This is a genomic window from Streptacidiphilus sp. MAP12-16, from assembly GCF_041262165.1.
Lineage (GTDB): Bacteria > Actinomycetota > Actinomycetes > Streptomycetales > Streptomycetaceae > Streptacidiphilus.
In genome coordinates, this window is record NZ_JBGCBY010000024.1 from 39789 (window position 1) to 56072 (window position 16284).

The window sequence follows — 16284 nt, forward strand, 5'->3', positions numbered from 1 at the left end:
AGCCGAGCCCGGCGCCGAGCCCCGACCCCGTCCAGCCCGACCCCGTCCAGCCCCCCGAGCGCGAGCACGAGTCTGCCCCCGGCCTCAGCCTGAGCTCGATTCCCGAGCCGAGCCCAGCACCGCGCCCCGAGCCCGGCCCAGCCCCGATTCCCGAGCCGAGCCCGCAGCCCGGTCCCGAGCCGAGCCCCGGTCCCGAGCCGAGCCCCGGTCCCATGCCGAGCCCTGGTCCCGTGCCGGTCCCGGAGCCGGAGCCCAGCCCCGAGCCGTACCCGGATCCGCAGCCCCTTCCTGCCCCGCCCCCTGGGCCCGCCCCGGTTCCGGAGCCCGAGCCGACGCCGAACCCCATGCCCGACCCGGCGGCGCCGGCCCCCGCGCCGCCACCGCTCCCGCCCGCTCCTTCGCCCCTGCCCGTGCCCGAACCCCACCCGCTTCCCACCCCTCCACCGCTACCCGCTGCCCCGCTCCCCGCCGCCCCGGCGCCCGCTGCCCCGCTCCCCTCCGCCGTCGCGGCCACGCCGCTCAAGCCCGCGCTGGAGGCGATCCTGATGATCGTCGACGAGCCCGCGACGGTCGCGCACCTCGCAGAAGTGCTGGAGCGCCCCAAGCGCGCCGTTGCCGCCGCCCTGCGCGAGCTCGCCGACGAGTACACCGCCCAGGGACGGGGCTTTGACCTGCGTCTGGTCGCCGGCGGCTGGCGCTTCTACAGCCGCGCCACCTGCGCGCCCGCCGTTGACCGCTACGTGCTGGACGGCCAGCACGCCCGCCTCACCCAGGCCGCGCTGGAGACCCTCGCGGTCATCGCCTACCGCCAGCCGGTGTCCCGTTCCCGGGTATCCGCTGTCCGTGGTGTGAACTGTGACGGCGTAATGCGTACCCTGGTACAGAGGGGTCTGGTCGAGGAGACCGGGTCCGAACCGGAAACAGGAGCGATCCTCTACCGGACGACGCAACAATTTTTGGAACGGATGGGGCTGCGCGGCCTGGACGAGCTGCCGGAGCTGGCCCCCTTCCTGCCAGAGGCCGACGACGTGGAAGCGGACTCGCAGGAGGGCTCCGCGATTGCCGAGGCGGTCGCACGGAGCAGGTGAACAGGCAGTGACACCCGCCCTGGGACGCGGCCCCGACGACGGACTCGACAACGGACTTCTTGATGCGTAGCGGTAACGGCAGTAACGGTAGGAACAGCAGCGGCGGCGGTAGCGCCGGGGGCAGTGGGCGCGGCGGGAGCCAGCGCAGCGGTGGTGGCGGCAACAGCGGCGCTCGCGGAGCCGGTGGCGCCCGTGGTGCGGCCGGAGGGCGCGGCGGCCAGCAGGGTGCCCAGCAGGGCGGCCAGCGCCGCAGTGGCAGTGGTTGGGAGAAGGAGGCGCCGCGTCCCGAGCAGCGCTCGTACGACCGCCCGGAGTTCGGTGCGCGCCCGGCGGGTCAGGGACGCTCGGTGGGCCAGATCCGCCCCGGCGGTCTCGGCGGCGGCGCGGGTGCCAAGCGCGGCCCGGCGAAGCCGGTGCGCTCCCGCGAGCTGCAGGCCAAGGTCGAGGACGCGGTTCGGGCCCGGCACGACAAGCCCGCGGTCAAGCTGCCGAAGACCCACGGCGAGCCCGAGGGCGAGCGGCTGCAGAAAGTCCTGGCCCGTGCGGGCATGGGCAGCCGTCGCGCCTGCGAGGAACTGATCGACCAGGGCCGCGTCGAGGTCAACGGCGAGCGCGTGCGCGAGCAGGGCAAGCGGGTCGACCCGGCCCACGACGAGATCAAGGTGGACGGCCTGACCGTCGCCACCCAGTCGTACCTCTTCTTCGCGTTGAACAAGCCGGTCGGCGTCGTGGCCACGATGGAGGACCCGGACGGCCGCCAGTGCCTCGGCGACTACGTCAACAACCGGGAGACCCGGCTGTTCCACGTCGGACGCCTGGACACCGAGACCGAGGGCATCATCCTGCTCACCAACCACGGCGAGCTGGCGCACCGTCTCACCCACCCCAAGTACGGCGTTGCCAAGACGTACCTGGCCGCGATCCAGGGCCCGATCCCGCGTGACCTCGGCAAGCAGCTCGCCAAGGGCATCGAGCTGGAGGACGGCTGGGCCCGTGCCGACAGCTTCAAGGTCGTCCAGAACGTCGGCAAGAACTACCTGGTCGAGATCAGCCTGCACGAGGGCCGCAAGCACATCGTGCGCCGCCTGCTGGCGGAGATGGGCTTCCCGGTCGAGAAGCTGGTCCGGGTGCAGTTCGGCCCGATCCCGCTGGGCGACCAGAAGTCGGGCTGGCTGCGCCGCCTCACCAACCCGGAGGTCGGCCAGCTGATGAAGTCCGTCGGGCTGTAGCCGGATGACCGCGACGGCGCGCCGTTCCCGCCTGAGCAGCGAGCGGGAGGCCGAGCTCTACCAGGCCGTGATCGACCTGGTCCGTGAGGTCGGCTACGAGGCCCTGACCATGGACGCCGTCGCGGCCCGCAGCCGTTCCAGCAAGGCGACCCTGTACCGGCAGTGGCAGGGGAAGCCGCAGCTGGTCGCGGCGGCGATGCGGCACACGGCGCCGGTGGCGATGCAGCACATCGATACCGGCAGTCTGCGCGGCGACCTGCACGAGCTGGCCCGCCAGCTCGGTTCGGCGGCCGCCAAGGACACGGTCTTCCTGAGCGCGATCGGTCACGCCGTCCAGCAGAACGCCGATCTCGCCGCCGCGCTGCGGGAGATGCTGGTCGAACCCGAGCGGGCGGTGCTGGACGGGCTGCTGCAGCGGGCCGTGGATCGCGGCGAGGTCCGGGCGGACGCGGCGGCGGCGGAGTTCTTCGCCCACATGCTGCTCGGGGCGCTGCCGTCCCGGAAGATCCTTGAGGACCGGTTCGCGGACGCCGACTACATGATCCGTTACGTGGACGCGGTGGTCCTGCCCGCGCTGCGGAACAGCTGACACCACCACGAAGCCCGCCACTTAACGAAACGTTTGCGTTTCGATAAGTGGCGTCGTACCTTGGGTCTGTACGAAACCGTTTCGTTCTGGAGGGGCCATGACCCAGACCACCACCGTCGACGCACGCGTCGACACCTCGCCCGGCGCGGGGTCCGCCCCCGCGCACCGCTGGTGGGTGCTGGCCGTCATCGGCCTCGCCCAGCTGATGGTCGTGCTCGACGCCACCATCGTGAACATCGCCCTGCCCTCGGCCCAGCGGGACCTGGGCTTCTCCGACAGCGACCGGCAGTGGGTCGTCACCGCCTACTCGCTCGCGTTCGGCAGCCTGCTGCTGCTCGGCGGGCGGCTGGCCGATCTGATCGGCCGAAAGATCGTCTTCCTGGTGGGCGTGGTCGGCTTCGCCGCCGCCTCCGCCCTCGCCGGCGCCGCCGGGAACTTCGAGGTCCTGGTGACCGGCCGGGCCCTGCAGGGCCTGTTCGGCGCGCTGCTCGCGCCCGCCGCGCTGTCCCTGCTCAACACGACCTTCACCGAGGCCAGGGAACGAGCCAAGGCGTTCGGCATCTTCGGTGCCATCGCCGGTGCCGGCGGCGGCATCGGCCTGCTGCTCGGCGGCCTGCTCACGGAGCACCTCAGCTGGCGCTGGACCCTCTACGTGAACCTGCTCTTCGCCGTGCTGGCCTTCGCCGGGGGAGTGGTCCTGCTCAGGCGCGGCGCTCCGGCGAACCGCCCCAAGCTCGACCTGCCGGGCACCGTGCTCGTCTCGGCCGGACTGTTCGGGCTGGTCTACGGATTCTCCAACGCCGAGACGCACCACTGGTCCTCGCCGCAGACCTGGGGCTTCCTGGCGGCAGGAGGCGTCCTGCTGGCGGTCTTCGGCTGGTGGCAGACCCGCGCCGCGCACCCGCTGCTGCCGCTGCGGGTCCTGCTCGACCGCAACCGGGGCGCGTCCTTCCTCGCGGTGGCCATCTCCGGCGCGGGCATGTTCGGGGTCTTCCTGTTCCTGACCTACTACCTGCAGGCGTCGCGGCACTACAGCCCGGTGAGCACAGGACTGGCCTTTCTGCCGATGATCGGCGCGCTGATGGTCACCGCCCAGCTCTCCACCAACCTGCTCATCCCCCGGATCGGGCCCAAGCCGGTCGTCCCGCTCGGCATGGGCCTGGCAGCGGCGGGCATGGTCTGGCTCACCGGCCTCGACATGACCAGCGGCTACGCGGCCAGTGTGCTCCCCGCGCTGGTGGTCACCGGCCTCGGCCTCGGCCTGGTGCTGCCCCCGGCGATGAGCCTGGCCACCGACCGGATCGGCCCCGAGGACGCCGGAGTCGCCTCCGCCGCGGTCAACACCATGCAGCAGATCGGCGGATCCATCGGCACCGCGCTGCTGAACACCCTCGCCGCGAGCGCTGCCACCGACTATCTGAAGGGCAGGCAGCCGGGCCCGCAGGTGATCGCCCAGGCGCAGCTGCACAGTTACTCCACCGCCTACTGGTGGTCGGCCGGGTTCTTCGCGGTGGGCCTGCTGCTGACGGCGGTGCTCTACCGCCGCGGCCGGGTCCAGCAGGACCCCGACGCCCCGGTCGCCGTTCACATGTGACGTGCGGGAAGGCCCCGTACCCGCCGGATCGACCGGTGCGTACGGGGCCTCCTCCTGCCTGCTGACGAAGCGTCAGCGTTAGGCGGCGGCCTGCTGCGCCTGCTTGATCAGCGCCTCCGCCTTCTGCTGCAGCGTCCCTGCCTGGTGCCGGTTGATCCGGCCGTCGTGGAACGCGACGTCGTCCAGCAGCTGCGCGATCTGCGAGCTGAGCTGGTCGCGGGCGGTGCCGAGAGCGGCGAGCTGCGCCTCGGTCGCGGTGTAGGTGGCGTCGCCGGGGGTGTTCGAGGCGACACCCTTGTTGGAGAGGGTGAGCGTGGCCGCAGCGAACTGGCCCACACCGGCGTTGAGCTGCTTGTACGCGGCGGCGAGCCGCTGGTACGAGTCGGTGTGGTCGGCCAGCGATCCGGAGAGTGCGTCGTGCTTGATGAACTCGGTGAGCACCCGGCCGTCGCTGCGGTAGCTGTCGGTCAGGCCGAGCAGCGCCAGCATGGTCGGCCGGATGTCGGTGTGGTCGGACCAGACCTTGTCGTCCAGGCCGAGCTTGCGCACGCCGGGTCCGACCAGGCCGAGCCAGGTGGTGTTGATGTCGCTGGCGAAGTCACCGTGGTTCCATGCGAACGCCGGGCCCAGTGCCACGCACGGCGAGGCGCAGCTCGATGCGCCCGCGTAGACGTAGTAGTTGGGATCGGCGAAGGAGGTGAAGGTCGGGGTTCGCAGCGGGTCGCCGCTGACCATGTGCAGCAACTTCATCTCGGTCTGGTCGGCGAGGTAGTTGTTGATCGCGCCGGTCGTCCCGGTGATCGGGTTCGTCGCGGTCACCTTCGACCAGGCCTGCTCGAACGCCCGGGTGGTGGGCGCGGTCTGCGCCGGGTTCCCGTTGAGGTAGAAGTTCGGCGCGGAGTCCGCGTGCACCTGGAACGGGGTGGTCACGCCCTGCTGGGTGGCCAGCAGGCCACGGGAGTTGGCGTTGACCTCGCCGATCTGGGCGTAGCTGCACGGGACGGTGACGCCGTCGCAGTTCGCCGGGGTGGGCGCGCCGCCGACGAAGTGGTCGTTCTCGTCCGAGGTCACCACGAACATGGTGTTGGACGCGTTGATGCCGTCCTTGGACAGCCGGGTGAAGAAGTTGCCGAAGGCGTCGTCGTAGGACTTGAGGGCGGACACGTACCCGGCCTGGCCGGGGCCGTAGGCACCGCTGTTGGCACCGTGCTGGTCGTGCGCGTCGGAGATGTAGGCGTAGGTGACCGGGACGCCGGCCTCCTGCATCTGGGCGACGTAGCCGAGGGAGTTGTTCGCCGTCATGGCGTCGAAGCCGGGGAAGCCCGGGTTGCCCTTGTAGTCGGCGATCTGCTTGCCGTCGGTGGAGTCGACCACGCCGCCGGGGGCGATCGCCGGGTCCACCGCCTTGGCGCCGAACAGCGCCTGGTAGCCGTTGTAGCCGCCGGGCTCGTCGGGCAGCAGGTCGGCGCGGGCGCCGCCCTTGGCGCAGACCGTCGAGGTCTGGGCGCAGTGGACGCCGATGCCCACGTAGTCGGCCTGGGCCATGGACTGGTTGGCCTTGGCCTCGGCCGCCTCGGGGGAGTTGGCGCCGAAGACCTTGTTGATGTCGACCGTGGTGTTCTCCAGGATGGTGTTCGCCGCGGACACCGCGCCGAAGTCGCATCCGGCCTTGGTGTAGGCGGTCCACGGGGCCGGGGTGTTCTTCCCGTCCTGGCCGGTCATGGTGTAAGCGGAGTCGCTCGGGGTGGGCACCGAGTTGTCGGCGACGCCGTCGGTCCAGTAGGCGAAGCTGCTCGCCGAGTTGGAGGTCCCGTCCGGGTTGTAGTAGCGGTACGAGTTGGATACCGGCTGGCCGTGGCGGTCGCCGTAGAGGCCGGTCAGCGACGTGAGGATGTCGTTTCCGGTGTGTGCGATCAGGGGGGTGTGGTGGTTGGTGTCCACCACACCGTTGCTCTGCAGGAAGTTGAGCAGGTGGGGCATCTGCTCGAGGTCCGAGGGGACGTTGGGGTTGTCCCTGGTGAAGTGGACGTTGTCGAACTGCAGGTAGATCACGTGGCTGACGTCGCGCCCCCCGGCGGAGAGCTGACAGCCCGACTGCATGCCGTGGTCACTCCTCGGTGCGGGTCCCGCCGTCGCCGAGGCGGTGGTGGCCGACAGGGCCCCCACTCCCAGCCCGGCGGCCAGCGCCAGCGCCAGTACCTTTCTGGTGCGCATCCTGCTCCCTCTGTGGACGCGGTCGCGCGCCGGTGATGACGCGCGTAGATCGTGGTCTGCGGGAGCACCCTTGCGCCCCCCGTCGCACGCGCATCAGAGTTCCACAGCGAAACCCAACGCAACAGGGTGCGTTTGGGTCACCTAAGGTAAGAAGAAGGTTAACGGCAGGTGGATCAGGCAGGCGGGGAGGCCGCCCTGCCACGGTGGATGACGATCCGTCAACTCCAGAGGGCGAGGGTGGCCCAGCGTCCGCCGGCGTCCCGCTCGACCTCCAGCATCCCGGCCACCGCGGCACGGTTCACCGGGCCGTAGATGTGCGGGAACAGCACCTCCGCGGTGTTGTCCGCCGCCCCCGCCCCGGCCGGAGGGACGCCCGGCTCCCAGCGGACCGGAGAGTCCAGTGCGTCCTCGTCGATCAGCAGCACCATCAGCGGGCCCGGCGTTCGAGCGAAGCGGTCGTTGGCGACGGCGAGCACCATCGCCTCGTCCGCGGAGCAGTGGATGAAGCCCTCCAGCGCCAGGGAGGCCGGGGCGTACGGGCGGTCGGGGTGCGCCAGCCAGCCGTCGAGCGTCGTCAGGTGCATCAGCATGCTCCGGTTGTACCCGATCGCTGCCACTTGGTCACCCGGGCGAAACCAAAGAAACACACAGAAACGCCATCAAGGTCCATGATCTTTGGCTACCGTGCTCCCAGAGTTGTCCGGTTCGGCGGGGGAGCCGCGGTCAGCCAAACAGGACCCAGGGGGGTTTCCGAGAGTGCCGAACACCATCAGACGCATGTCCGCCGGGGCTATGAGCCTCATCCTCACCGCCTTCACGGCTCTTACTGTTTCCACCGTCGTCGCGCCGTCGGCGCACGCGGACGTGACCACCATCTCCCAGGACACCTACCGCACCGGCTGGGACCCGAACGAGCCGGGCCTCACTCCCGCCCAGGTCACGTCCTCGGACTTCGGCCAGCAGTTCTCCACCGCCCTCGACGGGCAGGTCTACGCCTCGCCCGTGGTCACCGGCAACACCGTCGTGGTGGGCACCGAGACCAACCACGTCTACGGACTCGACCCCGCCACGGGCGCGATCAAGTGGACCGACACCTACGGCGCCCCCTGGCCCGCGTCCGGGGTGACCAAACCGGGCGCGACCTGGTCCTGCGGCGACCTCGCTCCCTACATCGGGATCACCTCCACCCCGGTGTACGACCCCGCCTCCGGCTATGTGTACCTGACCTCCAAGGAGGACGGCGGCCAGTACCATGACGCCCCCACCTGGAAGATGCACGCGGTCGACCCCGCCACCGGGGCCGAGAAGGCGGGTTTCCCGGTCGTCATCGGCGGCTCGCCGTCCAACGACGCCTCCTCCGTCTTCAACCCGGTGGACGAGGGCCAGCGCCCCGGACTGCTGCTGCTGAACGGCGTCATCTACGCCGGTTTCGGCTCGGTCTGCGACCACGGCAACTGGCGGGGCTACGTGGCCGGGGTCTCCACCGCAGGTACCCAGACCGCCCTGTGGGTCGACGAGGTCGGCACCGCGAACAAGGGCGGCGGCATCTGGTCGGGTGGCGGCGGACTGGTCGCCGACTCCTCGGGCCACATCATGTTCTCCACCGGAAACGGAGTGTCCCCGCCGGTCGGCCCGGGCAACGCCCCTCCCGCGAGCATGTCCGAGTCCGTGATCAGCCTCGGCGTGAAGTCCGACGGCTCGCTGGCCGCCACCGACTTCTTCAGCCCCTCCGACGCGGCGTTCCTCGACCAGAACGACCGGGACCTCGGCTCCGGCGGCGTCATGGCGCTCCCCGACGCGTACGGCACCACCGCGATCCCGCACCTCGCCGTCGAAGAGGGCAAGGACGGCCGGATCTTCCTGCTCAACCGGGACAACCTCGGCGGCCACTCCCAGGGCACCGGCGGCACCGACGCGAACGTGCAGACCCTCGGCCCGTACCAGGGCTGCTACTGCCACCCGGCGTTCTGGGGCGGCAGCGGCAGCGGCGCCTACGTCTACTACTCCGGAAACGGCGGCCCGCTGCAGGCGTTCAAGCTCGGCACCGACGGCTCGGGCAACCCCGCGCTGGCCCTCACCGGCCAGGGCGCCGTCAACTTCGGCTACCTGTCCGAGGGTTCCCCGGTCGTCACCTCCACCGGCACCACTGCGGGCAGTTCCGTGGTCTGGGTCGAGCGTGCGGCCGACATGTACGGCAACAGCGGCACGCTCTACGCCTACAATGGCACGCCCAACCCGGACGGCACGCTGACCCTGCTGTGGTCCGGGCCGATCGGTGTCGCACCCAAGTTCGTTACCCCCGCGACCAGCAACGGCCGTGTCTACATCGGCAGCCGCGACGGACACCTGCTGGCCTTCGGCCGTCCCGCCGCCTCCGCGCTGACCGGCTCGCCGGTCGCCATCGGCAGCGTCAACGTCGGTGCCAGCGGCAGCGGCACGCTGACCGTCACCGCCACCAAGGCGCTGAACGTCACCGGCATCACCGCGGCCGCGCCGTTCGCCGCGACCGCGCCCACGCTGCCCTACGCGATGGCGGCCGGAGCCACCCTGTCGATCCCGGTCACCTACACTCCGACCACGGCCGGCTCCGCCAGCGGCATCGTCAACATCGTCACCGACGCGGGCACGGTCGGCTTCTCGGTCACCGGCACCGGCGTCAAGGCCGGCCTGTCCACCACACCCGGCTCGGTGAGCTTCGCCAACCAGCCGACCGGGGTCCCGATCTCGGCCAGCGTCCAGTTCACCAACACCGGCACCGGCAACGAGACCATCAGTTCGACCAGCACACCCGCCGCGCCCTGGAGCGTCACCGGCGCCCCGGCCGCAGGCACCGTGATCGCTCCCGGGAACTCCTTCATCGAATCGGTGACCTACAGCCCGACCGTGGCCGGTTCGAGCACGGACACCCTGTCGGTCACCTCCACCTCCGGCACCTTCTCGGTCCCGCTGAGCGGCTCGGCCGTCACCGGGCAGGGCCATCTGACGATCACTCCGACGACTCTGGCCTTCGGCTCCATCCCGGTCGGCACCAGCTCGGCGCCGCTCTCCTTCACCGTCACCAACGACGGCAACGTCCCGGTGACGCTCAACAAGGCGAAGGCCCCGGTCGGGACCTTCAGCTCGCCCAACGCGATCGCCGAAGGCACCGTGATCGGCCCGAACCAGTCCGTGGTCGTCCCGGTCGTGTTCACGCCCGCGGCGGTCGGCGCCGCCGCGGACAGCTACGAGATCACCGGCAACACCGGCCAGGGCGCGCTCTACGTCCAACTGACCGGAACCGGCGTCGCCTCGCTGCCCGCGCCGCCGACCGGCTGGCAGGTCAACGGCTCGGCCACGCAGTCCGCAGGGGCGATCCAGCTCACGCCCGCGACGACGGGCCAGGCCGGGTCGGCCTTCTACAGCAGCCCGGTCGCGACCGACGGCCTGACCGCCTCGTTCACCGCGCAGTCCAGCGGCGGGACCGGCGGAGACGGCATGTCCTTCGCGCTGGTCGACTCGACCAAGGGCACGGCCACCGGCGTCGGCGTCAACGGCGGCGGCATGGGCTTCTCCGGCCTGACCGGCCTCGGTGTGGTCCTCTCCAGCAGTTGGAGCGGGCAGACCGGCATGGGCAACTTCGTCGGCATCGCCCAGGGCCCCGGTACCGGCAAGGACAACGTCAGCTATCTCGCCTACGCCAAGATCCCGACGTCGCTGGAGACCGGAACCCATCCGGTCGCGGTCACCGTCGCCGGCGGGCACATCAAGGTCTCCGTGGACGGCGCCCAACTGCTCGACTACGTTCCGGCCACCGGTGTGATCCCCACCAACGCCTATGTCGGCTTCACCGGCGCCACCGGTGCCAGCACCGACATCCACGCGGTCAGCGGAATCACCGTCACCCCGCCCGCGGCCAACACCGGACCGCAGCCGCTCACCCCGACCCCCAGCGTCGTCAGCTTCGGCTCGGCGACCCTGGGTACCACCGCCAACCAGTCGGTGACCCTGGTCAACAACGGCACGGTCACCGAGGCCGTCACGGCGGTCACCGCGCCGACCGCGCCGTTCACCGCGACCCTGCCCGCCGTCGGCACGGCGGTCCCGGTCGGGGGCAAGGTCACCGTGCCGGTGGCCTTCGCACCCACCCTGACAGGGGCGCAGAACAGCACCTTCGCGGTCACCACCACCAGCGGGACGGTCACCGTCTCGTTGTCCGGCACCGGCCAGCCCGCCTCCGCCGGAGGCAACCTGCCCGGCTTCACCGACACCTCCTGGCACCTCAACGGCGTGGCCACCTCGAGCGCCGGCGTGGTCTCGCTGACCAAGGACGGGATGCACTCCTCCAAGGGCGCGATCGTCAACAGCAAGGCCATGTCACCGATCGGCCTGCACGCGACGTTCACCGAGCAGATCACCGGAACCAGTGCGGCGACCGGCGACGGGATGACCTTCTCGCTGCTGGACGCATCGACCAGCACCTCGACGTCACTGGGACACGACGGCAGCGGGCTCGGTGTGTCCGGCCTCAACGCCGTCGTCACCGGGCTGTGCGTGTTCGCCAACTTCGGCTCGGGCACCGCGCCCGTGGTCGGGGTCGCCACGGCCACGGTCGGATCGTCCGCGTTCACGCCGCTCGGCAACAACACCTCGATCCCGGCCCTGCAGGGGGCCACGCACCTGATCGACATCACCGTCACCGCGGCGAGCCACCTCGTGGTGAAGATCGACGGCAGCCAGGTGCTGGACGTCGCGGTGACCCTGCCGAGCAAGGTGCTTGCCGCGTTCACCGCCGGAGTCGGCGCATCCACCGACACCTTCGCGGTCTCCGCGCCGACCATCAGCTACACCTCCTGACCCACCGTGAGTCTCCTTGCCCAGGGCTGTATGAGCCCTGGGCAAGGAATTCGCATGCACCCGGGGTCGGTCACGTTAAGTACCGGTCAATAGCTGATGAAGTAGCCCCGGCGGGCCGCAGCTCTGGACAGAATGGCTCCCTGATCGCGGCCCGCCGGGGTCCTTCAGGGGGGACACGTTCAATGGTTTCAACGCTCATCGTGTTGTGCTCGCTTGCCCTTTTCGCCGTCGCCGTCTTCACGCTCTGGTGGATGCTCCACGCCTGGCGCACCCCGGAGACCCTCGCCGCCACCCGCTTCGCGGACCCGGACGGCACCGGGGCGCTGTCCTTCTCGCTGCTGGTTCCGGCCAGACACGAGCAGGAGGTGCTGGAACACACCGTGCTGCGCCTGCTGGAGTCCAGCCACACCGACTACGAGGTGATCGTCATCGTCGGCCACGACGACCCGGACACGGCCGCCGTCGCGCACCGCCTCGCGGCCGCGCACCCGGGGCTGGTCTCCGTCGTCACCGACACCCACGAGAAGAAGAACAAGCCGAAGGCTCTCAACTCCGCGCTGCCGCACTGTCGCGGCGACGTCGTCGGAGTCTTCGACGCCGAGGACCAGGTGCACCCCGACCTGCTCGCCCACGTCGACCACGCCTTCCGGGACACCGAGGCGGACGTGGTCCAGGGCGGCGTCCAGCTGATCAACTTCCATTCCAGCTGGTACAGCCTGCGCAACTGCCTGGAGTACTTCTTCTGGTTCCGCAGCCGGCTGCACCTGCACGCGGCCAAGGGCTTCATCCCGCTCGGCGGCAACACCGTGTTCGTGCGCACGCCGCTGCTGCGCGCCAACGACGGCTGGGACGCCGACTGCCTCGCCGAGGACTGCGACCTGGGCGTCCGGCTGTCCAGCCAGGGCGCGAAGGTCGTCGTCGCCTACGACTCCGAGATGGTGACCAAGGAGGAGACCCCGGGCTCGGTGGTCTCGCTGTTCAAGCAGCGGACCCGCTGGAACCAGGGCTTCCTGCAGGTCTACCGCAAGCAGGACTGGAAGCGCCTGCCCACGTTCCGCCAGCGCCTGCTGGCCCGCTACACCCTGGTCACCCCGTTCATCCAGGCCTTCTCCGGTCTGCTGATCCTGGTCGGGATCGCCATCGCGATCTTCTCCCAGGTCTCCATCGTGGTGGCCCTGGTGTCCTTCTCGCCGCTGATCCCGATGACCGCCACCTTCGCTTTCGAGGTGGTCGGACTCCACGACTTCGGAAAGCAGTACCAACTGCACGTCACGTTTGTGCACTACGCAAAGCTGATCATCGGGGGGCCCTTCTACCAGCTCATCCTGGCCGGCGCGGCGCTGCGCGCGGTCTGGCGGGAGATGCGTGGCAGGAAGGACTGGGAGCTGACCAAGCACGTCGGAGCGCACCTGGTCAGCGAGGTAGAGGCCACGTCCTGACGGTCCTTCACAGGGCTGGGGACGGGCAGTCAGGTAGCTGCCGGCGCGCTGAGCGCCGGCCAGGAGGGGGATGGATGCGATGACGGTTGTCATCGAACAGAGAACGGAACAGGACCCGAACGAGTTCGAGGAGGCAGTCGCACCGGCACCGGCGCGGCTGACCCGCTTCCTCGCGGGCCACATCGACGCGGTGATCGTCGTCGCGCTGGTGATCGCGATCGTGGCCGTCCAGGCAGTCAACATCGGCAACTTCCCGACCGTGAGCGACGACGAGGGGACCTACCTGGCCCAGGCCTGGGCCATCCAGCACGGACACGGCCTGGCCCACTACAGCTACTGGTACGACCATCCCCCGCTGGGCTGGATCCAGATCGCGATGCTCTCCTGGATACCGGCGCTCTTCGACCACGGCTCCCAGGTCGTGATGCACGCGCGCGTCATCATGCTCCCGGTCACCGCGGCCGGCTCCGCGCTGGTCTACCTGCTCGCCCGCAGGCTCGACCTGCCGCGCTGGGCAGCGGCCCTCGCCACCGTCGTGTTCGGTCTCTCCCCGCTGTCGGTCACCATGCAGCGCGAGATCTACCTCGACAACTTCGCGGTGGTCTGGATGCTCGCCGCCTTCGTCCTGGCACTGTCCCCGCGGCGCCACCTCTGGCACCACATCGCCGCCGGGCTGTGCGCGGCCGTCTCCGTCCTCTCCAAGGAGACGATGGTCGTGGTCGCCCCCGCGCTGCTGATGGCGGTCTGGCGCGGCTCGGACCGGGCCACCCGCAAGTTCTCCATGGTCGGCTTCGCCGCGGCGTTCTCCCTGATCGGCGTGCAGTACGTGCTCTACGCCGTACTCAAGGGCGAGCTGCTGCCGGGCGCCAACCACAACTCCCTGATCGGCGCCGTCCAGTACCAGCTGGGACGCGGCGGCTCCGGCTTCATCCTGCAGCGCGGCTCGGTATCCAACATGACCATGCACTGGTGGCTGGTCCGCGACCCGATCCTGATCTACGCCGGGGCCATCGCCTCGGTGGTGGCACTGGCCGTGCGGCGGCTGCGCCCGATCGCGGTGGCCTCCGTCATCCTGCTGGTGGTCGCGGCGCGGCCGAACGGCTACCTCCCCGCGATGTACGTGATCCAGGTCATTCCCTTCCTCGCCCTGGCCGTCGCCGGGGTGGTCCACGCGGGCGTCAGGGCCGTGCTGACCGTCGGCGCGCACCGGCGGCTGGTGCCCCGCCCCGACAACCGCTTCTTCCGCATCCTGTCCCGGGTCCGGTTCGGCCGCCGCGACCTGGTCGCCTTCGCCGCGGTGATCGCGGTCGGCCTGGTCGCGCCGTTCTGGGAGACCGGCGACGAGACCGCGGACACCTCCACCACCAACGACAACTACGTCGCTGCGTCAGCCTGGGTGAAGGCCAACATCGCGGACCCGGCGCACACCCGGATAGTGGTCGACGACGCGCTGTGGCCGGACATGGTCGACGACGGGTTCCAACCCGGACTCGGCGCCATCTGGTTCTACAAGGTCGACCTCGACCCCGCGGTCACCAAGACCCTGCCGCACGGCTGGCGGGACCTCGACTACGTCGTCTCCACCTCGATCATCCGGCAGGACCCCAACGGCCTGCCCATCGTGCGCGCGGCCATGACGCACTCCAAGGTCGTCGCCACCTTCGGCGCCGGCGACCAGCAGATCCAGATCCTGCGGGTCGACCGCACCGGGGGTGGCCAGTGACCACGGCAGTCGAAACACGCGTCCCCGCCCCGGCGCCCGCCAGGACGTCCAGGATCAAGCTCGCCCTGATCGACCGGCTGCCGCTGCTGCTGATCCTGCTGCTGCAGGTATTCCTCGCCTACCAGCTCGCCAACACGGCGTTCGAGGACGAGGCGCTGTACGTCTACGCCGGCCACCGGGAGCTCGACTTCCTGCTGCACGGGACGCCGACCTACGACACCTACGCCAGCTACTTCTCGGGCGCGCCCTTCCTGTATCCGGTGGCCGCGGCCGTCGTCGACACCCCCTTCGGACTGGAGGGCGTCCGCGCCCTGAGCCTGCTGGCGATGCTCGGCGCGACCGCGTTCGTCTGGATGACCGCGCGACGCCTCTACGGCAAGCCCGCAGCCGTCGTCGCGGCCGGACTGTTCGCGGTGGCCGCGCCGACGCTCTTCCTGAGCAGGCTCGCCACCTACGACGCCCCGGCGGTCCTGCTCCTGGCACTGGCCTTGTGGATCGCGGTCCGCACCGCCAGGGGCCCGGTGGCGCTGGTGCTGCTGGCGGCGCCGCCACTTGCGCTCGCGGCCGGGGTCAAGTACGCCTCCACGCTGTACCTGCCCACCGTGGTCGTCGTCGCGGTGCTGGCCGTGCCCGCCACGGCCGCCGTGATCCGGCGACGGGTGTGGCTGCGCGGCGCGGTCCGGGGCCTGCTGCTCGGCGGCGCGGTCGCCGGCCTGATCGCCCTGGGTCTCGACCTGGCCGGGCCGCAGCTGCGGGCCGGACTGTCGCAGACGACGGTCAACCGGGCCGCCGGTGCGGAGCCGGTGTCCAACATCCTGCGCCTCTCGGCGGTCTGGGGCGGCTGGGTGTTCGTGCTCGGGGCCATCGGCTGCGTCTACGTGGCGCGCCGGCGCACTCCGGAGGCGCGCAGGCCGGGACCGGTGCTGCTGGCCGCGGCCCTGACCGGGACCGCCCTGCTCGCGACGGCCTACCAGGCGCACCTGGGCACTTCGGTGTCCCTGCACAAGCACATCGGCTTCGGACTGCTGTTCGCAGCCCCGGTCGCCGGGGCAGGCCTGGCCGGGCTCGCCCGCCTCGACCGGCTCGGCACGGCCGGGCTCCGCCCCGCCCTGAGGGCCGTGCCCGGACTCGCCCTCGGCGTCTGCGTGCTGCTCGCCTTCTACGCGAACCACGTGGTCGGCCCGATGTACGAGGGCTGGCCCGACTCCTCGGGCATGGTCGCCGCGCTGCGCCCGCTGGTGCAGCAGGGGCCGCAGCACTACCTCGTCGAGGAGAACGAGATACCGCGCTACTACCTCGGCGACCAGGTGCAGCCGTACGAGTGGCTGACCACGTACTTCTTCCAGTACACGGACAAGACGGGGAAGTCACTGGTCGGGCTGCCCGCCTACCAGGCCGCCATCAACGACCGCTACTTCGACCTGGTGGTACTGGACTTCGGCCCGACCGCGCCGGTGGACGCGCAGATCACCACCGCGCTCAAGGGCTCCGGCGGTGGCTACCACCTGGTCGCCAAGGTGCCGGGGAAGACCAGCCACGGGGTGCAGTACTACTCCATCTGGCAACGTTCCTGAC

General features: G+C 70.6%; 10 protein-coding genes. 8 read left to right on the top strand and 2 right to left on the bottom strand.

Translation table 11 applies throughout. The features are described from left to right. The first annotated feature begins 530 nt into the window (after positions 1-530). The 4 genes from scpB to ABIA33_RS27500 all read left to right on the top strand — a co-directional run bounded on the left by scpB (position 531) and on the right by ABIA33_RS27500 (position 4500). Positions 531-1088, top strand: coding sequence for an SMC-Scp complex subunit ScpB (gene scpB, locus ABIA33_RS27485; RefSeq protein ID WP_370085380.1), 558 nt, complete (start codon positions 531-533; stop codon positions 1086-1088). A 62-nt stretch (positions 1089-1150) separates the two neighbouring features. Next, positions 1151-2317, top strand: a complete 1167-nt coding sequence (locus ABIA33_RS27490) for a pseudouridine synthase (RefSeq protein ID WP_370085295.1) — start codon at positions 1151-1153, stop codon at positions 2315-2317. Between the two features lie 4 nt (positions 2318-2321). Further along, complete coding sequence (locus ABIA33_RS27495; RefSeq protein WP_370085296.1) at positions 2322-2906, top strand: TetR/AcrR family transcriptional regulator; 585 nt, start codon at positions 2322-2324, stop codon at positions 2904-2906. 97 nt (positions 2907-3003) lie between these two features. Continuing rightward, complete coding sequence (locus ABIA33_RS27500) at positions 3004-4500, top strand: MFS transporter (protein ID WP_370085297.1); 1497 nt, start codon at positions 3004-3006, stop codon at positions 4498-4500. A 78-nt stretch (positions 4501-4578) separates the two neighbouring features. Here ABIA33_RS27500 and ABIA33_RS27505 read toward each other — a convergent pair whose 3' ends face one another. Beyond that, positions 4579-6714 (bottom strand): hypothetical protein, encoded by a 2136-nt coding sequence (locus ABIA33_RS27505; protein WP_370085298.1) that lies wholly within the window; start codon positions 6712-6714, stop codon positions 4579-4581. A 218-nt stretch (positions 6715-6932) separates the two neighbouring features. Next, the gene (locus ABIA33_RS27510; RefSeq protein WP_370085299.1) at positions 6933-7304 is read right to left on the bottom strand and encodes a DUF952 domain-containing protein; all 372 of its coding nucleotides are present in this window, start codon (positions 7302-7304) and stop codon (positions 6933-6935) included. Between the two features lie 187 nt (positions 7305-7491). Here ABIA33_RS27510 and ABIA33_RS27515 point away from each other — a divergent pair, with 187 nt between their 5' ends. The 4 genes from ABIA33_RS27515 (at position 7492) to ABIA33_RS27530 (ending at position 16283) form a co-directional block, all read left to right on the top strand. After that, the gene (locus tag ABIA33_RS27515) at positions 7492-11547 is read left to right on the top strand and encodes a beta strand repeat-containing protein (protein WP_370085300.1); all 4056 of its coding nucleotides are present in this window, start codon (positions 7492-7494) and stop codon (positions 11545-11547) included. 182 nt (positions 11548-11729) lie between these two features. Further along, on the top strand, positions 11730-12986 hold the full coding sequence (locus ABIA33_RS27520) for a glycosyltransferase (protein ID WP_370085301.1): 1257 nt from the start codon (positions 11730-11732) through the stop codon (positions 12984-12986). A gap of 79 nt (positions 12987-13065) precedes the next feature. Then, on the top strand, positions 13066-14709 hold the full coding sequence (locus ABIA33_RS27525) for an ArnT family glycosyltransferase (protein ID WP_370085302.1): 1644 nt from the start codon (positions 13066-13068) through the stop codon (positions 14707-14709). Continuing rightward, on the top strand, positions 14706-16283 hold the full coding sequence (locus ABIA33_RS27530) for a glycosyltransferase family 39 protein (protein ID WP_370085306.1): 1578 nt from the start codon (positions 14706-14708) through the stop codon (positions 16281-16283). The genes ABIA33_RS27525 and ABIA33_RS27530 overlap by 4 nt, the downstream gene beginning before the upstream one ends. Position 16284 lies beyond the last annotated feature (1 nt).